This window comes from Photorhabdus asymbiotica (genome assembly GCF_003634575.1).
In the GTDB taxonomy this organism is placed as follows: Bacteria; Pseudomonadota; Gammaproteobacteria; order Enterobacterales; family Enterobacteriaceae; genus Photorhabdus; species Photorhabdus asymbiotica.
Window position 1 is genome coordinate 1,078,755 of the sequence record NZ_RBLJ01000002.1, and the last position, 26,378, is coordinate 1,105,132.

The following is a 26,378-nucleotide window of genomic DNA, read 5'->3' on the forward strand; positions in this document are numbered from 1 at the left end:
ATATGACTTCGGTACATTCACGCTTCGACATCCGTATTTTCCTGAAAGAATGTTCTGCCTTACAAAAAAAACATGAAGTCTCCCTTATTGTTGCAGATGGTAAAGGTAATGAAATAAAGAATAACATTGCTATCATTGATGTCGGTATATTAACAGGCCGACTAAATAGAATATTTAAAACAACCAATAAAGTTTATAAAAAAGCATTAGAATTAGATGCTGACTTATATCATTTCCATGATCCGGAACTCATACCTATCGGATTAAAACTCAAAAAGAAAGGTAAAATAGTTATTTTTGATGCCCATGAAGATGTCCCTAAACAAATTTTTAGCAAACCTTATTTAAATAAATTTAACAAAATTATTATCTCTAAATTATTCGCCCTCTACGAAAAATATGCTGCTGCTAAATTTGACGGAATTATTACGGCTACCCCATCAATAAGAAATAAATTCTTAAAATTCAATAAAAACACCATAGATATCAATAATTACCCCATATTGGGTGAATTATATAATAAGAACGCCAACTGGCATGAAAAAGAAAAACAAGTCTGCTATGTCGGCGGTATTTCTGATATCAGAGGTATAGCCGAGATGGTTAAATCCATCTCTCACCTCACAACAAATACAAAAATGAAATTAGCGGGTAATTTTTCTGACAAAGATTTAGAGAATAAAATAAAAAACATGAAAAATTGGCACAAAATAGATGAACTGGGATTTTTAAATCGAGGAGAAACCAAAGAACTTTTATCTAAATCTATTGCGGGTATCGTTCTATATCATCCACTACCCAATCATATCGATGCCCAACCCAATAAAATATTCGAATATATGAGTGCAGGTATTCCTGTCATCGCTTCAAATTTCACATTATGGAAAGATATTGTTGTAAAAAACCATTGTGGCATTTGTATCGATCCATTAAACCCTAAGGAAATAGCGAATGCGATAGATTACTTATCAAATAACACTGATATAGCAGAAGAAATGGGTAACAATGGGCTTCTGGCAGTAAATGAAAAATACAATTGGGATATTGAACAAAATAAACTTAACGAATTTTACCAACAAATTGGACGTTAATCGATATGAAAAAAATCATTACTGTATTAGGTGCCAGACCACAATTCATTAAAGCAAGTCCAGTATCTCACGCTTTAAAAAATCACCATAAATTTAAAGAGATTATCATTCATACCGGCCAACATTTTGATACGAATATGTCTGATATATTTTTTAATGAATTAGCCATTCCCAAACCGGATTACACACTCAATATTCATGGTGGCTCGCACGGTGAAATGACCGGTAAAATGCTAATCGAGGTTGAAAAAGTCCTTATCACAGAAAAACCCGATGCAGTCATGGTATATGGAGATACTAACTCAACATTAGCGGGTGCATTAGCCGCATCTAAATTACATATTCCAGTTATCCATATTGAAGCCGGTTTACGTAGTTTTAATATCAAAATGCCAGAAGAAATAAACAGAATATTAACAGATAATGTGAGTTCAGTTCTTTTCTGTCCAACAGACACCGCCATCAATAATCTACAAAGAGAAGGATTTGGTTCAAAGCCAGTTACTATAAAAAAAGTCGGCGATGTAATGGAAGATGCAGCTTTATATTTTAGCCAAATGGCAAAAAAACCTGATGGTCTAGATTCTATCCAACATTTTATATTAACAACCCTCCATCGTGCTGAAAATACCGATAATCCTCAGCGTTTAGCTGAAATAGTCAATGCATTGAATGACATTCATAAAAGGATTGCTACTGTTTTAATACCGATTCACCCAAGAACTAAAAAAATGTTAGAACAATACAACTTGCATTTAGATGTTCATTTAATTGAGCCAGTGGGATATTTAGAAATGATCTGGCTCCTCAAAAACACCTCCCTGATTATTACAGACAGCGGCGGTCTACAAAAAGAGGCTTTCTTCTTCAGAAAACCTTGTGTAACCGTCAGGGATCAAACTGAATGGGTAGAATTAATCGAAGCCGGCGTGAACAGACTTTCAGCCGCTGAAAGTAAAAAAATAATCCAATCAGTTCACAACATGATGAATATCAACATAGGCGAAGTTCAATCTATGTACGGCGGCGGTATCGCTGCGACAAGAATTGCTGACGAATTAGAAAAATTACTATGAATATAGTCTATATAAACCATTATGCGGGTTCACCGGATCTTGGTATGGAGTTTCGTCCATATCATTTAGGCCAAGAATGGATTAAATCTGGACACAAAATTACCCTACTCGCAGCCTCTTATTCTCATGTCCGGACAAAACAACCTAAACTGACAGACAATAAAAAAACCACCGAAAATATTAACGGGTTAGAATTTATCTGGTACCCAACCCCAAGCTACAACGGAAATGGATTAGCCAGAGTCAAAAATATCTTCTCTTTTTTACGACAAATTTGGCTCGACAGTAATAACCTGGTCAAAAAATATCAGCCTGACGTGGTCATTGCATCAAGCACATATCCTATGGATATATGGGTAGCAAAACGTATTGCTCAAAAAGCTAATGCCAAACTGGTCTTTGAACTGCATGATTTATGGCCTCTTTCCCCCATAGAATTAGGTGGAATGTCACCTAGACATCCATTTATCCAATTATGTCAACTTGCTGAAAACATGGCTTACAAACATGCCGATATCGTTATTTCCATGCTCCCTAACGTAAAAGAGCATATGCAAGCTCATGGATTAGAGCTTAATAAATTACATATTATTCCTAATGGAGTGGTTGTAGATGATTGGATGAATCAACGCACGCCATTAAACAGCTTACTGGAAACGTTAATCACAGCTGAAAAAAATAAAGGGCACAAAATTGTATGTTATTGCGGCGCTCACGGACGACCAAATGCGTTAGAAAAACTACTCAAAACAGCTTCACTGCTTCATAATAAACCCATTACTTTTTTATTGGTTGGCACTGGCTTTGAAAAGGACAATTTAATTAAAGAATCTGAATCACTGGGCATAAATAACATTATATTCTTTGATCCCATTCCAAAATTCCAAATTCCAACACTACTCAATAAAATTGACATTGCCTATATAGGCTTACAAAAGCAATCATTATTCAGATTTGGCATCAGCCCCAATAAACTGATTGATTATATGATGGCGGGTAAACCTATTTTATGTGCGATTGATGCAGGTAATGATCCGGTTTCTGACGCTAATTGCGGCATTACAATTAAATCAGGCAAGCCCGAAGATATTGCACAGAGCCTATTAAAACTCTGTGAATTATCAACTAACGAATTAAGCCAAATAGGGCAAAGAGGTAAAATTTACGCTTTAGAAAATCACGCTTATTCCGTATTAGCAGACAATTTCATAAAGGCAATAATAAATCATGAATAATAAATTCCTTCCTTTTGCATTACCTGAAATTGGACAATCTGAAATTGACGAAGTCATTGACTCACTTAAAACCGGCTGGATAACGACCGGCCCTAAAGCCAGAAAATTTGAACACGATTTTGCGCAATACTTGGGTTCTGATGTTGAAGCCATTGCGGTAAACTCAGCCACAGCTGGATTACATTTAGCGCTGGAAGCTATTGGTATTCAACCGGGTGATGAAGTTATTGTGCCTACTTATACCTTCACGGCAACCGCCGAAGTTGTCCGTTATCTAGGCGCGCATCCTATTTTTGTTGATTCTTTACCTGACAGCCTAAATATTGATCCAACAGCAATAGAAAAAGCAATAACCGCCAAAACTAAAGCGATTATGCCGGTACATTTTGCTGGTTTATCCTGCGATATGGATGCAATCATTGCTATCGCCAAGAAATTTAATTTACGAATCATTGAAGATGCCGCCCATTCATTCCCAACCCTATATAAGGGAAAGAAAATTGGCACACTTGACACCGATGCAACGGTATTCAGCTTCTACGCCAACAAGACCATGACGACAGCGGAAGGGGGAATACTCGTATCCAGAAATCCAGACATTATAAAAAGAGCCAAAATCATGCGCCTTCACGGTATCAGTAAAGATGCTTTTGATCGATACCAATCTAAAACACCGGCCTGGTATTATGAAGTCATTGAACCGGGTTATAAATATAATATGCCAGATATTTGTGCCGCCATTGGTATTCATCAATTACAGAAAATAGACGCTTTTCAGAAGAAAAGAGAAGCCATGGCCAAATTTTACGATAATGAATTAAAAGATCTACCAATTACCTTACCCACTAAACCTAAAGAACCTAATAGTCAGCACGCCTGGCATTTATACACCATTAGACTCAATGACGGAGTCAAAATATCAAGAGATGACTTTATAATAAAAATGGCAGAGAAAAATATCGGCTGTTCTGTCCATTTTATCCCACTACATAAACAGCCAATATGGAAAGATACCTATTCTCTGGACAAAAACAATTTTCCTATAGCAGAAGAAAACTTTAAAAGAATTGTATCCATTCCTTTATATACAAAGATGACAAAAGATGATCAGATTTATGTCATTAACACAATTAAAGAGATTCTTGAATAAATGAAAACAACTTATTCAATTATAAAAAGAATTTTTGATCTAATCTCATCTTCGATTGGGTTAATCATCCTTTCACCTCTTTTAATTGTAATCGCTACTTGGATAAAAATAGACTCAAAAGGACCTATTTTTTTCCGACAAAAACGCGTAGGACGATATAATCAAAATTTCTATATTCATAAATTTAGGAGCATGACTACCGGATCAGAGCAAAAAGGACAACTCACTATCGGTCATGATCTGCGTATTACCAACTCTGGAAAATTTATACGCAAATATAAAATTGATGAATTAGCTCAACTCATTGATGTTATACAGGGAAAAATGAGTTTAGTCGGGCCAAGACCTGAAGTGCCACAATTTATGGACAAATACCCAGATAACGTTAGAAACAAAATATTATCAGTAAAACCCGGCATAACCGATTTAGCTTCCATAGAAATGATCGATGAAAACCAAATATTAAGCCAATATCAAGATCCTCATCAAGCTTATATCGACATTATTATGCCGATAAAAGCCAAGTATTACCTAGAATATATAGATAAAAAGTCATTTTTCTATGACCTGAAGATTATTTTCAAAACAATTTACAAAGTAGTTTTTAGGTAATTAACCATTATGAACAAGAGAATGTTTTTCAATCAAGATAGATTAATCAAGACCATCGTTCTCCTCATCGTAGATATATTTATCATCAGTATTTCATACTGGCTAAGCATGTGGCTACGCCTTGATAGAGAAGTACCCATCTATAGCTTACAACATTGGTTAACGATTATATTAACCATACCTCTCACCCTATTTATTTTCTTAAGAATCGGCTTTTATAGATCTATATTAAAATACGTTAACATGAGTATATTGAAATGGGCCATTATTGGCTCATTTCTATCTACTCTACTATTGACCGCAATCTCCTTATATCAACAGGCATTTCTGCCAAGAACCGTACCAATTATTTATTTCTCTTTTCTGGTGATATCACTCTGCGGTACCCGATTTTTATATAGAACACTACGTAATCTATTAAGATATAAAGGAGCTCCCGTTATTATATACGGAGCAGGAGAATCCGGTCGGCAACTTTTACCCATATTAAGAGAGCATCGAGAATTCAATCCTATTGCTTTTGTTGATGATAATACGAAATTACACGATTTATCTATTCATGGGGTTTATGTCTATTCTCCAGAAAAAATAACACTTTTAGTAGAGAAATACAACATCAAGAAAATATTATTAGCAATACCTAGCGTATCAATATCCAATAGAAAAAAAATACTTGATCGATTACAAAAAGAGCATTGTGAAATACTCACTATCCCAAGCTTCAATGATCTGGTTGAAGGAAAAGCCCAAATAAGCTCACTCAAACGCGTTTCTATTAACGATCTACTCGGCAGAGAACAAGTTAACCCATTACAAAATTTACTCAGTAAAAATATTAAGAATAAAAACATCCTCGTTACAGGTGCCGGTGGTTCAATTGGATCAGAGTTATGTAGGCAAATCATCACTCAGTCTCCCACGCAGCTGATATTATTTGAATTAACCGAGTACTGCCTTTATGCAATAGAAAAAGAGTTACAAAAGATAAATTCAGAAAACGATTTGAATATCACTATTATTCCAATTTTAGGTGATATAAAAGATTTAGATAAGATAAACAAAATAATAAATAAATTCAACATTAATACAATATACCATGCTGCCGCATATAAACACGTCCCTCTGGTAGAAATGAATACCATAGAGGGGGTGAATAATAATATCTTTGGCACACTTTCACTTGCCAAAGCAGCAATTAATCAAAAAGTTGATAAATTCGTATTAATTTCTACCGATAAAGCTGTCCGCCCAACCAATACCATGGGAGCGACAAAAAGATTTGCTGAACTGATACTACAAGCTTTTGCTAAAGAAAACAGCGATACAAAATTCTCAATGGTTCGTTTTGGCAACGTTCTGGGTTCATCCGGTTCCGTGGTACCCCTATTCGAAAAACAAATAGAAAATGGCGGGCCAATAACCCTAACTCACAAAGATATTACCCGTTACTTCATGACGATCCCAGAAGCTGCCCAGTTAGTTATCCAAGCAGGTGCACTCGGCAATAATGGCGATGTTTTTGTTCTCGATATGGGAGAATCAGTAAAAATATACGATCTTGCCCGGAAAATGATCAACCTTTCCGGACTGACAGTTAAAGATGAAATCAACCCTCACGGTGATATCGAAATCAAAATTACCGGATTAAGGCCCGGTGAAAAGCTTTATGAAGAATTATTAATTGGTGATAACGTTTCTGGCACAAGTCATCCGAGAATCATGACCGCCAATGAAGTCTTTCTGACTTGGGATAAATTAAATCCGTTATTAAATAACCTAAAAGCATCGTGTGAAAATTATGATTTTGAGAATATTAGGAAGATCCTTATTAATGCTCCTATTGATTTTCATCCTAAAGACTACATTTACGACCTTTTAAAATAACATCTAAATTTTCCAAATAAGTAATCCTACCACTACGCCTTAAACGGCTCCCTATTGATTTCAGAAGAATAGATGGTAGTTTTCATAAAAAATTTATTTTTGAAGCAACGTAACTCGGAATATATTAAAGAAAATATTATTCTTTAGAAAAGAAAGAAAATAAAAAATGGTGAAATATATATACCCTATGGATTTCAAGATGCATCGCGACGGCCAGGGAGCAAATCCCCGGGAGCATATGACCGGGGTGAGTGAGTGCAGCCAACAAAGAGGCAACTTGAAAGATAACGGGTATAAATTATTGTATTTAACCTCTTAGCACAAACCAACAAATCAACGGAACAGTACCAATAATGGCTATATTCATCGATCGTAAAATAACAGCCAATGCCTATGGACTGTCCTCTGGTATCTTCTGGGGGCTAAGCGGCGTACTTTTAGCATTATTATTAGAAGATACCGTTCTCTCCTCCTACCTTCTTATTCCCATTGTACTTGCTTTTCTGAATGACACGATCTCATGTGGATATATGTTTATATATCTTATAGTCAAAGGAAAATACCAAGCAATACGCCTTATCCCCAAGAACAAGAAAAATAGAATAATTGTACTAGCGGCTATATTTGGTGGCCCAATAGGCATGTCTTGCTATATTTTAGCTATTCAATACATTGGCATTAGCTACACAGCAACTATTTCAGCCACTTATCCTGCTATTGGGGCCTTAACTTCTTTTTTCCTACTTAAAGATCGCATTCACCTTATTGGAATATTAGGACTAATATTAGCCGTTGTATGCACTATGATACTCGGTTACTCAGCATCAACTCAGACAATATCTGGTTGGACAGGCTTTCTTTTCGCTTTTATATGTGCACTAGGCTGGAGTTCCGAAGTTGTTATCAGCTCTTACGGGATGAATAAAGATATACCGGCTGACATTGCTTATTTCATAAGGCAACTATCATCCTCTGTGGGCTATTTAATCATTATCATATTATTCGTTCATTCTTTTCCTGGTGTCGTACATATTTTCTCAAACATAGAATTATACTCCTTATTATTCTTCACTTCCCTGATCGCCACACTATCGTACCTCTTCTACTACAAAGCAATCAGCATGCTTCAGCCTATCCGTGCTATGAGTTTAAATATCACTTATGCTATCTGGGCTGTCATCTTCGCTTGTTTACTGGTAGATGAATCCATCTCTATCAAGCTATTACTCCTATGTATAGGAGTTTCTACCGGCTCATTCCTAACTACTGTAAATCCACTTAACATCAAAAAATTAATTTTGACACTTAAATGAATGCGACTCTATATTGCAACAGTTTAAGTACATTTTAATACTACAACTAAAGAAAACCACTAAACTTACTGTCTATCAATAACATAACCTACCCCAATCCCGCTCCCATTTTCTAACATTTAGATAACAATCACTGACAGATTTACCGATACCTCCAAAGATGATGGATTGTAGAATTAGAAATATTTATTTTTCTAATCAATATCAATCCTTTGTTATCGGATGGATACAAGAAAAAAGTTACCAATCTAAAAAAACAAATGTAAAGCTGAAATACTCCCTACTAAACGAATGGAATAGAATAAAACTCTTTGAAAAGTAAGACATCATAGTATGTTATTAACGAATCTAGCTACCACTTCATGGGCGATAATACAGATTTCAGCTAACCGTATTCTACCAATTAGTTAAACAAGTGGTTTGTTAAGCTTGACCAGACAGAATTTACAGTTTAGTCTCCCCCCAATGAGTTACAAAATCTTATCCCCCATTACTTTTTGTTAAAGCAGACAAAAGTATTGGAAAATCAATACAGTAGGTAAGATTACCGAATTTTGCAGGCGTTCTGGGAGCCAATAACCTAGTGCGGTAGCTTTGTTTAATGGTATTTAAGCATTAGTTCAGATTTTCCATATATACAAATTCCCTATATTTTAAGAAAAAATCATTAAATAAATTCATTTAATGATTATCGTAAAATTAATTTAGATTCAGAAACAATATGAATTATTTGGTCAAATTAAAATTAATATGAAAGGCATTATCTTAGCCGGTGGCTCCGGCACCAGATTATACCCTATAACAATGGGTATATCTAAACAGCTCCTTCCAGTATATGATAAGCCAATGATCTATTATCCATTATCAGTACTGATGCTAGCAGGGATCAAAGACATTCTTATTATTACGACTCCTGAAGATCAAATAAGCTTCAAACGCCTTTTGAACCACGGAAATAGCTTAGGAATAAAGATTAGTTACGCAACTCAGGATAAACCTGAAGGACTGGCCCAAGCATTCATTATCGGTGAAGATTTCATTGGTGATGATTCAGTTTGTTTAGTTCTAGGAGATAACATCTTCTGGGGGCAAGCTTTCTCACCAAAACTACAAAAAGCATCTTCCCAAAAGACTGGAGCTACCATCTTCGGTTATCAAGTAAAAGACCCTGAACGTTTTGGAATTGTTGAATTCGATGATCAGATGAAAGCAATTTCTATTGAAGAAAAACCTAAAAAACCCAAATCTGATTATGCTGTCACCGGTCTTTACTTCTATGACAATCGAATCGTTGATTTCGCAAAGAAAGTCACGCCATCAGATCGTGGTGAATTAGAAATCACATCAATTAACCAGATGTATCTTGATGATGATTCTCTAAATGTAGAACTTCTTGGCCGTGGTTTTGCATGGCTGGATACCGGCACCCATGAGAGCTTACTAGAAGCCGCCACCTTTGTTGAAACTATTGAAAAACGCCAAGGGTTTAAAATTGCTTGCTTAGAAGAGATTGCATACAAAAATAACTGGCTAACAAAAGAAGAGGTCAAAGAGAAAGCCAAATTAATTTCAAAAAATAATTATGGAAAATATTTATACTCTTTATTGTAATAATTATGACAATCACAATTTTAATAGATTTGTAAAAGACTTAATTTCAATTTTATTCGTTCAATAATAATTACGACTCCATCTATTATCTCTAATAGATCCTAAATAGGTGGAACAGCAATAATTCTCAACTAAAGAAGTTATTATGGATAACAAAAGTATACCTGTAACACAACCATATTTACCCCCTCTAGAAGAATTCATACCATACTTACAAAAGATTTGGAACAACAAATGGTTAACTAATAATGGTCCATTTCATCAAGAGTTAGAAAAAGAACTTTGCAAATATCTTAACGTTGAGCATATTTCTTTATTTACTAACGCAACTATTGCACTAGTGACAGCATTACAGGCATTACGAATTAGCGGGGAAGTTATTACAACACCTTATTCGTTTGTTGCTACAGCACACTCAATCCTCTGGAATAATCTCACACCTGTTTTTGTAGATATAGATCAAAAAACTTTTAATCTTGATCCAAAAAAAATCGAAGAAGCAATTACACCTCGTACAACAGCAATAATGCCCGTTCATTGTTACTCTAATCCATGCGATGTTGAAGCAATTCAAAAAATTGCTGATACATACGGTTTACGTGTTATTTATGATGCAGCTCACGCATTTGGTGTTCAATACAAAGATCAAAGCCTATTGAAATATGGTGATTTATCCATATTAAGTTTTCATGCCACAAAAGTATTTAATACATTTGAGGGTGGTGCGATTATTTGTCCTGATGCAAAAACCAAACAAAGAATCGATTACTTGAAAAATTTTGGTTTTGCAGATGAAATCACCGTCACCGCACCTGGTATTAATGGAAAAATGAGTGAAGTCAATGCTGCATTTGGTTTATTACAATTAAAACATATAGATAATTCAATTTCTCAAAGAAGCAATATCGATTTACGTTATAGAGAAAAACTACAAAACATACAAGGAATCACTATTCCTAAGCTATCTGATTCTGCAACTAGTAATCATTCATATTTTCCTATTCTAGTTGAAAAAGATTATCCATTAACTCGTGATGAACTATATCAAAAATTAAAAGATAATAATATTTTATCAAGAAGATACTTCTACCCTCTAATTAGTGATATGCCAATGTATCGTGGTTTACATTCATCATCATCCAATCTCAGCAATGCAAAAGAAGCCTCAGAGAAAGTTTTATGCTTACCAATATTTACATCTTTAGAAAAAAGTCAGCAGGATATCATTATATCCTTAATTAAGGATATCTAATGAAAATTGCTATCATGCAACCTTATTTTTTTCCATATTTAGGGTATTATCAATTAGTAAGTAGTGTAGATAATTTCATTTTCTTTGATAATGTAAATTTCATAAAAAAGGGCTTTATAAACAGAAATAATATACTAAATAACAATAAAGCTTCTTTATTTACAGTTCCCGTGGAAAAAATCAGTCAAAATAGAAAAATAAACGAACATTTTTATACTGGAAATTTTCAACCGTTTCTTAATCAGATTAACTCATCCTATAGCTCATCTCCGTTCTTTAAAGAAATATTTCCAATAATAGAGTTTGTCGTTTCATCAAGTGATAAAAATGTATCAATAATCAACAAATCTTCAATAGAAAGTGTATTCAAGTATTTGGAAATAGAAAAGAAATTCAGTAAAGCTTCAGATTTTAATATACCAAAAGACAAAAAGGGAGTTAAACGCATTATTGATATTTGCCATTTACTGCAAGCTAATACATATATAAATGCTATTGGTGGCAAAGCGCTTTATGATAAAGAACTTTTTAGTAAAAAAAATATAAAAATTAAATTTTTAAATCCTGATTTACCATTTTATTCACAAAATAATAATATTTTTATTCCAGGATTATCAATTATAGATATTTTAATGAATTGTGATAAAAACACTATAAGAAAAATGTTATCAGGAGGAACTCTTGAATAGTAGAATTGCACTATTAAGCTCTACCGGAGGCTCTGTTGTAAAAACTTTGCTCAGAAATAACCCTGATATTAACCTCGATTTAATTATTACAGACAGAAAATGTCCAGCTGAAAATCTTTCAGATGAATTTTCAATCCCCCATGTAAGAATAGATGAAAAATCTAATATTAAATTTTCGGACAAATTACTAGAAATACTTATTTCAAATGATATAGATTATGTTGTAGTTTTCTTCTCCCGTCTACTTCAAGGTAATATCTTAAATAATTATAATAATAAACTAATTAATTTTCATCCTGCACTATTACCTGATTTTCCTGGAATGAATGGATTCGAAAAGGCGATAAGAAATCAGAAAAAATTTATTGGCAGTACAGTCCATTTTATTGATGAAGGAATGGATACTGGTAAGAAAATTATTGAACTCAGATATTACCTCAAAAATGAATGTAAAGATAAATTAAGGCACATTGTTTTTTCACAACAGGTAGCATCTTTAAATGAAGTCCTTAAAAATTTAAAAAACAATATTACTCTTAATATTTTAAGACCTGAAAATGAAAATGAAAATGAAAATGAAAATGAAAATACTAATCTCGACCTATTATCTAAAGAAAGTTTATTAATATATAAGAAATTAATACAATCATCATGATCAAAAGAAATATAATTGCTAATTATATTGGTCAGTTCTATCTGGCTATTATTGGATTGGTGGTAATCCCCTTCTATCTTGAAAAATTAGGTTCAGAAGGCTACGGATTGATAGGCTTTTTTACAATGCTCCAAGGATGGATGCAATTGTTAGATATGGGCATATCAACAACAATAGCACGAGAAGCAACAATAGCTAAGAATAATCAACAAAAAGCCATATTTTTTAAGGGATTACAAAAAGCCATAACATATTTTTTTCTCCTCATAGCCATGATGATATTCCTATCAGGAATAATGAGTGCAGAATGGATCACTAAAAATTGGCTGACTACATCTCTATCAGTTAGTCTTGTCACTTTCTCAGTTTCATCAATGTTTGTTACAATAGCTTTTCGATGGCTTTGCGGTCCTTGGAGAAGTACACTAATTGGATTAGAGAAACAAATTCAACTTAATATTATAAATATAATTATCGCCACATTAAGGTTTCCTGTTTCTGTTATTATATTAATATTAACCCATAATTCACTATATTCTTATTTCATATATCAAATTATTATAGCATTTATAGAATTAATTATCTTCTATCTTTCAGCTATATATCACACCCCTTATAAAGATAAATCACCAAGAATAGATAAAAAATTTATTCGTGAGTCGATCCCAATATTAAAATTTGCATTAAGCATTGCATTTACATCAGGTGTATGGGTATTAATTACTCAAACAGATAAATTATTATTAAGCTATCTACTTCCACTAAATGAATTTGGATTTTATTCAATGGGTGTAATTGCTGCATCTGGACTAATGATACTAAGTCAACCTATAGCACAAGCCATTCTCCCCAGATTAACTTCTCTACACGTTGAGCAAAAAAATAAAGAGCTTATTTTTGTTTATAGAAACTCAAGCCGTATAATGGCATTAATAATATTACCTGTAAGCATATTATTAAGTGGATATGCTTACCATGCAATTTATATATGGACGGGAAGCCATCAAGTAGCCAAAGAAGTCACGCCAATACTATGTTGGTATGCATTAGGTAATGGTATTTTGGCAATATCTGCATTCCCCTACTACTTACAATACGCGCATGGAAATATTCGACTACATGTGATAGGAAATATTATATTTCTTATTACATTTATTCCAACAATCTATTTCACCGGAATAAATTATGGCGCAACTGGAGTCGCTAAAACTTGGTTTTTTCAAAATCTAATTTACCTAATAATTTGGGCTGGTATTGTCCATAAACGATTTCTACCAAATTCACATATTAAGTGGTTGTTCCTCGATATTATGCCATTTATGTTATTCCCTTTATTATTCATTTTTTTCCAGAAAAATATAGAAGCAGTTATCCCTGATAGTCGCGTTATTTGGTTTATTTTGCTCATATTACTGGGTGGCACTTGCCTTATGATTAATAAAATAATCTTAAAAACTTTTAAAAATGAATGATCCATTATTTTCTGTATACATTGTCACTTATAATCAAGAAAAATACATTATAGAATGCTTAGAAAATATTATTTTATAAAAGGTCGACTCTCGGAATAAAGTCTGTAACGTAATATATCGAAGAGTTTGTTAAAACAACAAAGTCGAGTGAATATCGTGTTAATACTAAAAGTGCTATTTCTAAGATATGTCCCCTGAAAACTAGAGAATTATACGCATTTCATTCCAATTATTATAATAGATGCGAAAAAATTAATAGCCTATACGTCAAAATTCAAAAAATAGCCACCCAACCTTAATTATATGGAGAACAATATGGTATTTCTACATAAGATATTGAATTTTATATTCAAAACTATTTTTTTTCTATATAGAAAAAATAAATTAAGATTAGCTTTAATTAATGGAATGAATGTTGGAAAGAATTCTAAATTTATTGGAATACAAGATTTTGGCTCAGAACCTTATCTTATCAAAATTGGTAATCAATGTTTAATTACCGATGGAGTTAGATTTATAAACCATGATGGTGGGATCCAAGTCCCTTTTATAAAAACAGGTGAAGATATTGATAATATTTATGGAAAAAAGTCTATTTTTGGTAAGATAGAAATCGGGGATAATGTCTTTATTGGATCATCATCATTGATATTAATGGATACATATATAGGAGATAATACAATAATTGCCGCAGGATCTATTGTAAAAGGAACTTTCCCACCAAACTGTATTATAGGTGGTATACCTGCACGTATAATCTCTGACATAGAATCTTATCATGCTAAGAACGATTCAAAATTAATCATATTTAGTGAAAATGAATCATCTCAATTAAGAAAGAAAAAGATAATTAAAATATTAGATTAAACAATAAGACAAACTATGTTATAAAATTAAAGAATATCATAAAAATGAAAACTATTTTCGAGTAATTTCAGTCATCCACTTCGCCGGCATGAATTATGGAGTGGCTAGTGTATTATTAAAATTTTATTTTTTTCAAAACCCAGTTTGGTATTATCCATAGAAAATTCCGTCTAATCACATATTATTACTCCTCTATTTTACACTATACCATTTTTATGTTATTCATTCTCTTCCAGAAAAATACAGAGGCAACCACCCCTGATAGCCGTATTACTTGATTTATTTTACTTACATTCTACTGGGCCAGGTAAAAATATGATTGGTCACACAATAGCTTAATCTTGATTTATTTCTGGTTGTCCAAAATGTGAGCATTTACTCATAACTCTCGCCAAAAATATATTCGCGCTCCCGTCCTGTATTATTGAGTAATATTTGTCTTGTCGCCCTTGTAGCCAATAGTTAATTTTAAAGTTTAAGGTTTTTAAGAATGAATGTTCCATTAGTTTCTGTATGTGTTGTCACTTATAATCAAGAGGAATACATTACAAAATGTCTAGAAAGTATTGTTTCACAAGAAACAGACTTTGATTTTGAAATCATTATCAGTGATGACTGCTCTACAGATAGAACTCCAGATATTATAAAAAATTATGCAAATAATTTTTCTTCCATAAAAATAATACAAAGAGATAAAAATTTAGGTGCATTAGAAAATTTCTTAAGCACCCATTCATTTGCCACAGGAAAATATGTTTGTCATATTGATGGAGATGATTACTGGCTACCCAATAAATTAAAAATACAAGTTGCCTTTATGGAAAAAAATCCAAAATGCAATATATCATGGCATAGAGTGAAAGTATCTTATCCAGATAAAAGAATAGTTGATGACTTATTTACTAAAAAAATTATAAATGGAAAATATTATAGAAAAGATATACTTCAATATATCGCTATTGGAGTGAATAGCTCAAAAATGTATAGGAGAAATACCTTCTTTTACCCACAAGTAGATATACCCATTACAGATTATTTTTTGAATGTAGAACAGGTAGGTGATAATTATGCTGCATTTGTCGGAAATGAAATCTTAGGTGTTTACAGAGCAGGAATTGGTATTGCTTCAGATGGCAATAAGACAAAAATAATGCTTTCTAAAACATTTTCCTATTTTAAAGAAAAATATCCTGACCTAAAGAGTCATATTGTTGCAGCTGCATTAACTCTTTTCTTAGCCGCATTAAAAAATAAGAGAAAAGAAAACATGAAGATATTTTATAAACATTTGTTCTCAAGAAAAATTCTCATTGCATTATTTATTTTAATAAAAAAATATTCTATAATAAAAAATTTCAAACTACCTTAATGGATATATTTAATGAGCTTAAAATATTTTTATAAAGACCTAGATGCTGTTGTGAATAACAAGAGCATTTTAATAAAATTAAAATGGCTTATCTGTAGTCATACTCTACATTTAGTCTTTTTTATTAGACTTGGGCAAAGCCTAGCAAAAGTACCTATCTTTGGGATATTCTTTAAAGTTCTTATCGAGTATTTAATCAGAATTATTTATGCGAGTGATATATCCCTAAAAGCAAAAATTGGATACGGGCTTATAATATCTCATGGACATGATATTGTTATAGGTGCAGATGTAACAATAGGAAATAACTGCAAGATATTCAACGGAGTTACATTAGGGAATAAGGACATTACTCTACCCAGCAAAGATAATCAACCTAAAATTGGAAATAATGTCGTTATAGCTACAGGAGCAAAAATACTAGGTCCAATATGTGTAGGTAATTCATCTACTATTGGTGCTAATGCTGTAGTTATAACAGATATTGGTGATGGTAAAACAGCTGTTGGAATACCCGCAAAGTGCAATTAAATTAGTAATATTTTTATCTACTAAACCGACACTAACTCAATATAATTAAAAAACCTATAAATAGATCACTTTATCTAAATGGATAATAAAAATCAAATATGAGAGATAAAAATTACAGAACTTTATGGCTATTTATCTATATACTAATAAATATAGTTTCGACTATCATAATATTATCCTCTGATAAACTAATGGGGGATGTTAATGGTAAAAAATCACATGATAGCGGCTTAATAATTATATCCAGCTTATCTATTATAACATCTTATATTATAATACTTTATTTTATTTTTGAATTATATCTTAAGGTAAAGATTAAGCCACTTTATCCTTTTCTGACTCATCCTAATAACTCTAAATATATATCAAATAAAATCGGCTTTCTAATTTTCATTTTACAAGTGTTCTTTTTGATTTATTCTATTTATAATGGACATAACTCATCTGAAGTTAATATTGAAAACAATAAAAATATATGGAGAATTTTCTGGATATTTATTCCCATTGACATGTTAGTTTTTATATATTATGGCTACTTCAGAGGAAGCAAATATTTTAGGCTAAATATCTTTTTATGGTTGATTTCAAATATAATCAGAGGATGGAGTGGCCCTTTACTCATAATTATATTTATGGAAGGCCTTAACTATTATAAGAAAAAAAACTTTAGCATTATAAAATTATTATTCATAATTTTATTAATAATATTACTATATCCTTTCATTTTTATACTAAAAATGAATTTTAGACTTACTACAGAAGGTATACTCTCTATCCATTTTTTTCATGATTTTATATCCTCGCTAACAATAAATAATTACTTTACTATCGTATATGAGGGATTTTATAATTTAATTGGCCGTATCCAACTCATTAGCATGTTATCTGAAACGATTAGATATTCAGGATATATAGAACACGCAATGGAAAACAATCAATTCCGTTCTTTTTGGGCCGATGGATTACATGGAATTATATATGATCACTTAGTATACGGATTTAAACGTGATAACATAGGGACGTATATCACTACCACTGATATATTCTCTCACTTCAAAACAGACAGACAATGGAATACTAATATATCTTATCCCGCTTGGTTTTTTATATCCCCAGTATTAAGCATATATTACATCATTTTTACATTGTCTCTATTATGGTTATCTATGTTTTTAGTAAAGAAAATAAATTTAACATATGATGCTAAAAATATTCTTTGGTTATCATGGTTAATATATGTTATGCCACCTTGGTGGGGAACATTTACTACATACTGTTATGCCTTATTTCTATTCTTATTCTTACTCGCCATAATAAGAAAATTATCGACTATAGTACTATGAGTAACATGACTATTATTCATCTGATCATTTCCTTGCATCAAGGTGGAGCAGAATCCCAATTAGAAAAATTGATATTACACTCCCATGCTAAAAATATAGAACATATTGTTATTTCACTAATAGATAATCAAACACCATTGATGATAAAATTAAAGTCTCATGGAGTTAGTGTATATACAACAAATTTCAGTAGAAAAGGGGGGTTGACAGGAATTTTTCAACTAAGAAAACTACTAAAAACTCTGGTAAATAAAGATACTATTATTCAATGCTGGATGTATCACGCTAACCTCTTAGGTTTTCTTATAGCAAAAAGCTTAGGAATTACATCCCAAATTATCTGGAGCATACGCAGAACAGCAATACCAAGTGGAATCACTGGTTTCATCTCTAAGGTTTGTGCAGCAATATCCAAAAGATACCCTATTCCTATTATTTGTTGCGCAGAATCAGCTAAAGAATCTCATATAAAAGCTGGTTATTCTGGTAAATATATGTATGTATTCCATAATGGCATAGATACAAATCTATTTTCACCGGATAAAGAAAAAAGAAATAATACACGCAATAATCTAAAATTAAGCAATGAAAACTTTATAATTGGTATGGTGGCTCGATATTCTCCTATTAAAGGACACATTTACCTTCTTCAAGCTCTCCAATACTTGATTGAAAATATTCCAGAAGATAAAATAAAAAACCTTAGGCTAGTTATGATTGGGCGCAACGTTGAAAAGGCAGCATTATTACAACCATATCTTAATAACTTGTCTCTTAGGAAATACTTAGTAATGAAACCCGAAATCAGGAATATATGGGATATAATGCCCGCATTTGATATCTTATGCATGCCGTCAGAAAGTGAAGGTTTTCCTAATGTTGTTGCTGAATCAATGAGCTGCGGAGTTGTACCTTTAGTGACAGATGTCGGTGAAGCAAAAGTTATTGTTGGTGATACAGGTTATATCGTTCCACCATTTCAACCTGAGTATATAGCAAAAGCCATCATAAAATTAATAAATATGAATGAAAACGAGTTAAAAAAACTAGCTAATTTAGCCCATCTACGTATTAAAAATAATTTTTCTATCGAAAAAGCTTGGGCTGACTATAAAAACTTTTATCAAAACCAAATAATTAATAATGGTAATTAACTATGTGTGGATTTGCAGGATTTTATTGCCCAAAGGGATTACATTCAGATCCATCGGCTGTTCTTCAAAAGATGGGAGATGCAATATCTCACCGTGGTCCTGATGATAATGGTATATGGTTTAATATAAATACTGGTATTGCGTTTTCTCATCGTCGATTAGCTATAATTGATCTAACCAAAACAGGGCACCAGCCCATGCATTCTCCTTCCAAACGTTTTACTATTTCTTTTAATGGTGAAATATACAATCACCTTAATCTTAGAAGAGATTTAAAAAATATAACCTGGAAAGGAAATTCTGATACTGAAACTTTACTTTGCGCCATTGAGCATTGGGGATTAGAAAAAACATTACAAAGATCTACTGGTATGTTTTCCTTTGCTCTCTGGGATAATACTACACATACACTAACTTTGGCACGTGACCGAATTGGAGAAAAACCTCTTTACTATGGTTGGCAAGGCAACTCACTTTTATTTGGTTCAGATCTGATATCATTTAAACATCATCCTGAATTTATACCTGAAATAAACAGGCAAATTCTAACTGGTTATCTAAAGAAAGGTTATATTGAAGCTCCTAATAGCATTTTCGAAAACATCTTTAAGCTTACTCCAGGTACATTTAAAACTTTCTCCAATTATACTCCAAAAGAAGGAGTAGAAAATGTTTACTGGTCGAAAGAAAAGGTTATTTTGAGTAGTATTGAAAATCCTTTTATAGGCACCCATTCTGAAGCAGTTGAACAATTAGAATCTTTATTATCCAAGGCTATCTCACAACAAATGTTGGCTGATGTTCCATTAGGTGCATTTCTTTCCGGTGGTGTTGACTCTTCTACTATCGTTTCTCTGATGCAGAGTCATTCAAAACGCCCCATACAAACGTTTACAATTGGATTTAATGAGGAAAACTATAATGAAGCTGAATATGCAAAGGCAGTAGCAGAACACTTAGGCACTAATCATACCGAATTATATGTCACCGCACAGGATATATTAAATATAGTACCAAATATCTCAAAAATATACTCTGAACCATTTGCCGATTCTAGCCAAATTCCTATGTTCTTAGTTGCGAAAATGGCAAAACAGCATGTCACTGTAGCATTATCTGGTGATGCCGGTGATGAACTTTTCTATGGATATAGCCGATATAATAATACACTCAGCGCATGGAACAAGATTAATTCTCTTCCTATGTCTTTACGTAAGATAGGGAAAAACTTCATTAATTATATTTCACCAAATTTAATTAATAAACTGGGTTTAGTGCTTACATCTGGCAAAAAAGTATACCTTGGCGATAAAATACATAAAGGAGCTGAGTTATTAGAAATAAGTAATTTCGAATATTTTTATAAGAATTACTTACTATCTCATTATAACAGCACTGATAAGTTAGTATTGAATGCGTCTACCGATGACAAAAACTCCTTGGTATCCAGCTTTGACTCGTTAAATAATCAAGAGAAAATGATGGCAATAGACTCATATTCTTATTTACCAGATGATATTTTAGTCAAAGTTGATCGTGCCGCGATGGGAACCTCTTTGGAAACTAGAGTCCCAATGCTTGATCATCATGTTGTTGAATTTGCTTACTCGTTACCAATTTCCTATAAAGAAAGAGACAATTCCAGTAAATGGCCATTGAGACAAATTCTATATAAGTATGTTCCACCCTCCCTCATTGAACGCCCTAAAAAGGGCTTTAACATTCCAGTCCGTGACTGGCTTAGAGGACCATTATATGAATGGGCAAATGACCTTTTAGATGAAAATAGAATAAAACAAGAAGGTTTCTTTGACCCTATTCAAATTCAGAATCTTTGGAAAGAACATACTGACGGAATTAGGAATTGGAGTAATGTTCTTTGGGCAATACTAATGTTCCAACAATGGTATCAAGATTACAACACTTCTAATTGAAGTGTTATTCAACATATTAGATATAATAGATTCAAAAAACCCTATTTTTAATTACAGGTAACTATTTTACATATTTTGAGGAACATTAAGGATGAAAATCGCTGTTGTTGGCTTAGGTTATGTTGGCCTACCTCTTGCTGTCGCGTTTGGTAAACAATTTGATACTATTGGATTTGATCTTTCTAAAAACAAAGTTTCTGCATATAAGAATCATTATGATCCTACCGGAGAAGTTTCTACAAAAGAATTAAAAGCAGCAACTCGAATAACTTACCATACAGATCCATCCTCTCTCAAAGAGGCTGATTTCATTATCGTTGCTGTTCCCACTCCTGTAGATGAAGCGCACCGCCCAGATTTCACCCCGCTGATAAAATCTTCAGAAACAGTAGGGAAATATATGAAAAAAGGAGCAATAGTTGTTTATGAATCAACTGTCTATCCTGGCGCTACAGAAGAGATTTGTATTCCAGTGCTCGAAAAATTTTCAAACCTAAAATGGAAGAAAGATTTCTATATCGGGTATAGCCCAGAGCGCATTAATCCAGGTGATAAAGAACATACAGTTACAAAAATAATCAAAGTAGTTTCTGGAGATACTCCAGAAACTTTAGAAGTCGTAAAAAATACCTATGCAGCAGTTATAACTGCAGGAGTATATCCTGCAAGTTCAATCAAAGTTGCTGAAGCTGCTAAAGTGATTGAAAACACTCAACGGGATCTCAATATCGCTTTGATGAATGAACTTGCAATGATATTTGAACTCGTTGGAATTGATACATTAGAAGTACTAGAAGCAGCCGGAACTAAATGGAACTTCTTACCTTTTAGACCTGGATTGGTTGGCGGTCATTGTATTGGTGTTGATCCATATTATTTAACAAATAAAGCAGAAATGCTAGGTTACCATCCCCAAGTTATTTTAGCAGGTAGAAGAATCAATGATGGCATAGGTAAATATATTGCAGAACAAGTTGTTAAAAACCTAATAGCTGCCAGTATTCCAATTAAAGGAAGCAACGTTGCAATTTTAGGATTAACATTTAAAGAAAACTGTCCAGATTTACGCAACAGTAAAGTGATTGATGTTATTCATGAGCTAGAAGCCTATGGTATCAATGTATTGGTTCATGATCCATTAGCTGATAACTCCGAAGCACAGCGTGAATATAATATTTCATTAACAAAATGGGATGACCTGCCAGAAGTACATGCAATAATAGCTACCGTCAATCATAACAATTATCGCAAAATGGGTTTGAATACTTTGCTATCAAAACTAACTAAAGGAGGTATATTTGCAGATGTAAAAAGTACCTGGCCGGTTGAAGAAATAAAAGCCAGAGGCGCACATTTATGGAGACTATAACAAATGATTTCATATGAACAATTAAAGATTCAATTACAACAAAAACCAGCAACTTGGCTGATTACAGGTGTTGCTGGGTTTATAGGAAGTAATTTATTAGAAACTTTACTCAAATTAAATCAAAATGTTATTGGGTTAGATAACTTTGCTACTGGCCATAAACATAACCTTGAAATTATTAAAAACCTTATTACACCAGAACAATGGCAAAAATTTCATTTTATTGAGGGAGATATACGAAACCTAGATGATTGCCAAAAGGCAAGTGTCGGTGTTGATTATATTCTTCATCAGGCAGCCCTAGGATCTGTGCCTCGTTCAATAGAAGATCCAATTACAAGCAATGCTACCAACATTAGTGGCTTTTTAAACATGCTAGTAGCCGCTCGTGATGCAAGAGCTAAACGTTTTGTTTATGCCGCTAGCAGCTCTACTTATGGAGATCATCCTGAACTTCCAAAAATAGAAGAGCGCATTGGAAACCCACTATCTCCTTATGCAGTTACAAAATATGCCAATGAATTATATGCTAGTGTTTTTGCAAGGACTTATAATTTACAAAGCATAGGCTTACGCTATTTCAATGTATTTGGCCCACGGCAGGATCCCAATGGATCTTATGCTGCAGTAATTCCAAAATGGACAGCCACAATGCTTGCAGGTGAACAAATCTATATAAACGGGGATGGAAAAACTAGCCGTGATTTTTGTTTTGTCGCAAATGCTGTTCAAGCCAATATATTAGCTGCCACAACCATAAATCATAATGCAATAAATCAAGTCTACAATGTTGCAATTAGTCAACAGACAACTCTCAATGAACTTTTTGAGATGATTAAAAGTGAACTGGTCGCCAATAATTTTAATGATGATAATATATTACCTGCTATACATCGTGACTTCCGAAAAGGAGATGTAAGACATTCATTAGCAGATATTAATAAAGCGTCAAATCTTCTTGGCTATAAACCAACACATACAATACGGCAAGGAATAAAATTAGCTACTCAATGGTATTTGAAAGAATATAAAAATAATTAGTATATACTATAAGGGGGACTTAAAATACAAGATTAAGTTCTCCATTTTTATATCTAAGGTGTAATTTAGGATGAAAAAATTACTTTTTGTTGTTAATGTCGATTGGTTTTTCATTTCACATCGACTTCCTATAGCTTTGTCTGCAATGAATCAAGGCTATGATATTCATTTAGCCTGTGGCATTACAAATCAATATCATTACTTAATAGGACTTGGTATTAATGTTCATCCACTCCCATTATCCCGAAGTGGTACATCATGGTTCAATGAACTAAAAACATTTAAAACAATTTTTCAAGTTATCAAGAATATTAAACCTGATATTATTCATATGGTAACATCTAAACCGGTTATATATGCAGGCATTGCTAGTTTAGTTTTAGGAATTAATAAAAGGGTAGCATCTATATCAGGTTTAGGTTATATATTTATTGATAACACAATTAAATCGAAGATAATACGATTTTTAGTCATTAAATTTTATAAGTTAGCTTTACATAATAACAAAACAAACGTTATATTCCAAAATAAGAATGATCGAGATTTATTCTGTAGTCTAAATATATTAAAAAAAGATAATAGTTTAATAATTAGAGGTTCAGGAGTAAAAGTTGATAACTACCGTGTAATTCCAGAACCTAATGATATTCCTGTTGTAATGCTAGTCGCTCGATTGCTTTATGATAAAGGTGTTATGGAATTTGTCAATGCTGCAAAAATTTTGAAGTCAGAAGGTATTCAAATCCGTATGGTCCTCGTTGGGAATACTGACGAAAACCCAAAATCAGTGAAAAAAGAAGAACTAGATCATTGGGTCAAACAAGGAATTGTTGAATATTGGGGATATAGACACGATATTGATAATATCATGTCAAAAGCAAACATAATTGTATTACCATCCTACCGAGAAGGTCTCCCGAAAAGTCTTATTGAAGCTGCGGCTTGTGGTAGAGCTGTAATAACAACCGATGTACCAGGTTGTCGAGATGCAATTATAAACAATGTAACTGGTTTACTTGTACCTGTTAAAGATTCATTTGCCTTATCTGAAGCTATTCAAGATCTGATATCTAATAGTGAAAAAAGAAATAATATGGCAAATGAAGGACGTAAATTAGCTGAACGTGTATTTGATATATCTTTAGTTATTAGTAAACATCTCGAAATATATGATGGAAAAGGATTTTTATAATGATTCTTCTGACTGGTAGCTCAGGGTTCGTTGGCAGAGCCATTCTTGATAAATTATCAGGAAAATTAGTTAAAACTCTTGGTCGTACTCGCCCAACAAACCAATCCTCTAATTTTTTCAGTGGCACTATCGACTGCGATACTGACTATTCTCTAGCACTAGAAGGTGTTAAAGTTGTTATCCATTCAGCCGCTCGAGTCCATATCATAAATGATTCAGTACTGGATCCATTAGCTGCATTCAGAGAAGTCAATGTTGAAGGAACTCTAAATTTAGCACGCCAAGCAATAGTAGCTGGAGTTAAGCGTTTTATTTTTATTAGTTCTATCAAAGTAAACGGTGAAGAAACAAACCCCAGCACCCCATTCCGATATAATGATATACCAGCACCAAGTGACGCTTACGGGCAGTCTAAAGCTGAAGCAGAAGAAGAACTAAAAAAATTAGCACATCTTACGGGAATGGAACTAGTAATCATTCGTCCACCTTTAGTCTATGGCCCTGGCGTTAAAGCTAATTTTAAGTCATTAATGACAGTAGTGAACAAAGGATTACCCCTGCCACTAGGCGCCATTCATAATCAGCGTAGTTTAGTAGCACTAGATAACCTAGTTGATTTGATCGTGACCTGTGTCGATCACCCACAAGCGGCAAATCAAACTTTTATAGTCAGCGATGATCAAGATATCTCCACTACCGATCTTCTAAAAAAAATGGCCAATGCTCTGGATAAACCATCAAGATTAATCCCAATACCAATGAATTGGATTCGTTTCATTGCCGGTTTATTTGGTAAGAAACCCGTTGCTGACAGATTATGTAGCTCTTTACACGTGGATATTACTCATACTAAGCAAGTTTTAGGTTGGACCCCACCAGTTACAATGGATGAAGAATTAGCCAAAATTGCCAGTGCGGAATTTAATAAATAAATTGGAACAATTATTACCCATGACCACTTTGATAATTCGTATATTTGATATTATATTTTCCTTAACAGGATTGATTATAACTTCCCCGATCTTATTTATCTTAACTATTATCGGATTATTTGACACAGGCTCACCTTTATTCCGACAAACACGTGTGGGGCGATTTCAAAAACCGTTTACTTTGGTCAAGTTACGTACTATGAAAATAGATACAGCTTCTGTTGCAAGTCATTTAGCCAATTCTTCTTCTATTACCAAATTTGGTAGTTTCTTACGTAAAAGTAAGTTAGACGAGCTGCCACAATTATGGAATGTGTTGAAAGGGGAAATGAGCCTTGTCGGACCTCGTCCTTGTCTCTTTAATCAAGAAGAACTAATCACTGAAAGAAAACTGCTTAATGTATTTAATGTGAAGCCAGGAATTACAGGGTTAGCACAAGTCAACACCGTAGATATGTCTACACCAAAATTATTAGCTGAAATGGATGCTCATATGATTAATTCACTCACATTAACTGATTATTTCAAATACATTATACAAACGGTTGCTGGTAAAGGCTCTGGCGATAGGGTCAAATATTAATAGTTTTTTCTCATGTCTTTGTA

General features: G+C 33.0%; 23 protein-coding genes. All 23 read left to right on the forward strand.

Annotated features, from left to right (window positions below; translation table 11 throughout):
- Window positions 1-2: 2 nt before the first annotated feature.
- The 23 genes from BDD30_RS11950 (at window position 3) to BDD30_RS12060 (ending at window position 26,355) form a co-directional block, all read left to right on the forward strand.
- Window positions 3-1,091, forward strand: coding sequence for a glycosyltransferase (locus tag BDD30_RS11950; protein ID WP_231849158.1), 1,089 nt, complete (start codon window positions 3-5; stop codon window positions 1,089-1,091).
- A 5-nt stretch (window positions 1,092-1,096) separates the two neighbouring features.
- Window positions 1,097-2,167, forward strand: coding sequence for a non-hydrolyzing UDP-N-acetylglucosamine 2-epimerase (wecB, locus tag BDD30_RS11955; RefSeq protein WP_015836385.1), 1,071 nt, complete (start codon window positions 1,097-1,099; stop codon window positions 2,165-2,167).
- The gene (locus tag BDD30_RS11960) at window positions 2,164-3,402 is read left to right on the forward strand and encodes a glycosyltransferase family 4 protein (protein ID WP_015836386.1); all 1,239 of its coding nucleotides are present in this window, start codon (window positions 2,164-2,166) and stop codon (window positions 3,400-3,402) included. Before wecB ends, BDD30_RS11960 begins: the two co-directional genes overlap by 4 nt.
- Window positions 3,395-4,552 (forward strand): DegT/DnrJ/EryC1/StrS family aminotransferase, encoded by a 1,158-nt coding sequence (locus tag BDD30_RS11965; RefSeq protein WP_015836387.1) that lies wholly within the window; start codon window positions 3,395-3,397, stop codon window positions 4,550-4,552. Before BDD30_RS11960 ends, BDD30_RS11965 begins: the two co-directional genes overlap by 8 nt.
- Complete coding sequence (locus BDD30_RS11970) at window positions 4,553-5,164, forward strand: sugar transferase (protein WP_015836388.1); 612 nt, start codon at window positions 4,553-4,555, stop codon at window positions 5,162-5,164. It begins immediately after the preceding gene.
- A gap of 9 nt (window positions 5,165-5,173) precedes the next feature.
- On the forward strand, window positions 5,174-7,048 hold the full coding sequence (locus BDD30_RS11975) for a polysaccharide biosynthesis protein (RefSeq protein WP_015836389.1): 1,875 nt from the start codon (window positions 5,174-5,176) through the stop codon (window positions 7,046-7,048).
- 353 nt (window positions 7,049-7,401) lie between these two features.
- Entirely contained in the window at window positions 7,402-8,361 is a 960-nt protein-coding gene (locus BDD30_RS11980) for a DMT family transporter (RefSeq protein ID WP_015836391.1), read from the forward strand.
- A gap of 750 nt (window positions 8,362-9,111) precedes the next feature.
- Window positions 9,112-9,972 (forward strand): glucose-1-phosphate thymidylyltransferase RfbA, encoded by an 861-nt coding sequence (gene rfbA, locus BDD30_RS11985; protein WP_015836392.1) that lies wholly within the window; start codon window positions 9,112-9,114, stop codon window positions 9,970-9,972.
- 145 nt (window positions 9,973-10,117) lie between these two features.
- A complete protein-coding gene (vioA, locus tag BDD30_RS11990) occupies window positions 10,118-11,224 on the forward strand; it encodes a dTDP-4-amino-4,6-dideoxy-D-glucose aminotransferase VioA (protein WP_015836393.1) in 1,107 nt (368 codons plus the stop codon).
- Window positions 11,224-11,913 carry a WbqC family protein gene (locus BDD30_RS11995; RefSeq protein ID WP_015836394.1) on the forward strand — a complete coding sequence of 230 codons (690 nt, stop codon included), beginning with the start codon at window positions 11,224-11,226 and terminating at the stop codon, window positions 11,911-11,913. Before vioA ends, BDD30_RS11995 begins: the two co-directional genes overlap by 1 nt.
- Window positions 11,906-12,568, forward strand: a complete 663-nt coding sequence (locus BDD30_RS12000) for a formyltransferase family protein (protein WP_015836395.1) — start codon at window positions 11,906-11,908, stop codon at window positions 12,566-12,568. The genes BDD30_RS11995 and BDD30_RS12000 overlap by 8 nt, the downstream gene beginning before the upstream one ends.
- Window positions 12,565-14,040 carry a lipopolysaccharide biosynthesis protein gene (locus BDD30_RS12005; protein ID WP_015836396.1) on the forward strand — a complete coding sequence of 492 codons (1,476 nt, stop codon included), beginning with the start codon at window positions 12,565-12,567 and terminating at the stop codon, window positions 14,038-14,040. Before BDD30_RS12000 ends, BDD30_RS12005 begins: the two co-directional genes overlap by 4 nt.
- A 315-nt stretch (window positions 14,041-14,355) precedes the next feature.
- On the forward strand, window positions 14,356-14,907 hold the full coding sequence (locus BDD30_RS12010) for an acyltransferase (protein ID WP_015836397.1): 552 nt from the start codon (window positions 14,356-14,358) through the stop codon (window positions 14,905-14,907).
- Between the two features lie 490 nt (window positions 14,908-15,397).
- Window positions 15,398-16,276, forward strand: coding sequence for a glycosyltransferase family 2 protein (locus BDD30_RS12015; protein ID WP_015836398.1), 879 nt, complete (start codon window positions 15,398-15,400; stop codon window positions 16,274-16,276).
- Between the two features lie 12 nt (window positions 16,277-16,288).
- Window positions 16,289-16,807, forward strand: a complete 519-nt coding sequence (locus tag BDD30_RS12020) for a serine O-acetyltransferase (RefSeq protein ID WP_015836399.1) — start codon at window positions 16,289-16,291, stop codon at window positions 16,805-16,807.
- A 98-nt stretch (window positions 16,808-16,905) separates the two neighbouring features.
- Complete coding sequence (wzy, locus tag BDD30_RS25045; protein ID WP_015836400.1) at window positions 16,906-18,150, forward strand: oligosaccharide repeat unit polymerase; 1,245 nt, start codon at window positions 16,906-16,908, stop codon at window positions 18,148-18,150.
- A 5-nt stretch (window positions 18,151-18,155) separates the two neighbouring features.
- On the forward strand, window positions 18,156-19,304 hold the full coding sequence (locus tag BDD30_RS12030; RefSeq protein WP_015836401.1) for a glycosyltransferase: 1,149 nt from the start codon (window positions 18,156-18,158) through the stop codon (window positions 19,302-19,304).
- 2 nt (window positions 19,305-19,306) lie between these two features.
- The gene (gene asnB, locus BDD30_RS12035; protein ID WP_015836402.1) at window positions 19,307-21,238 is read left to right on the forward strand and encodes an asparagine synthase (glutamine-hydrolyzing); all 1,932 of its coding nucleotides are present in this window, start codon (window positions 19,307-19,309) and stop codon (window positions 21,236-21,238) included.
- Between the two features lie 91 nt (window positions 21,239-21,329).
- Window positions 21,330-22,607, forward strand: a complete 1,278-nt coding sequence (locus BDD30_RS12040; protein WP_015836403.1) for a nucleotide sugar dehydrogenase — start codon at window positions 21,330-21,332, stop codon at window positions 22,605-22,607.
- 3 nt (window positions 22,608-22,610) lie between these two features.
- Window positions 22,611-23,648: an SDR family oxidoreductase gene (locus BDD30_RS12045; RefSeq protein ID WP_015836404.1), complete on the forward strand. Its 1,038-nt coding sequence runs from the start codon at window positions 22,611-22,613 to the stop codon at window positions 23,646-23,648.
- Window positions 23,649-23,718: 70 nt separating this feature from the next.
- On the forward strand, window positions 23,719-24,840 hold the full coding sequence (locus tag BDD30_RS12050; protein ID WP_015836405.1) for a glycosyltransferase family 4 protein: 1,122 nt from the start codon (window positions 23,719-23,721) through the stop codon (window positions 24,838-24,840).
- Complete coding sequence (locus tag BDD30_RS12055) at window positions 24,840-25,772, forward strand: UDP-glucose 4-epimerase family protein (RefSeq protein WP_015836406.1); 933 nt, start codon at window positions 24,840-24,842, stop codon at window positions 25,770-25,772. Before BDD30_RS12050 ends, BDD30_RS12055 begins: the two co-directional genes overlap by 1 nt.
- A gap of 19 nt (window positions 25,773-25,791) precedes the next feature.
- On the forward strand, window positions 25,792-26,355 hold the full coding sequence (locus BDD30_RS12060) for a sugar transferase (RefSeq protein ID WP_015836407.1): 564 nt from the start codon (window positions 25,792-25,794) through the stop codon (window positions 26,353-26,355).
- Window positions 26,356-26,378: the final 23 nt, after the last annotated feature.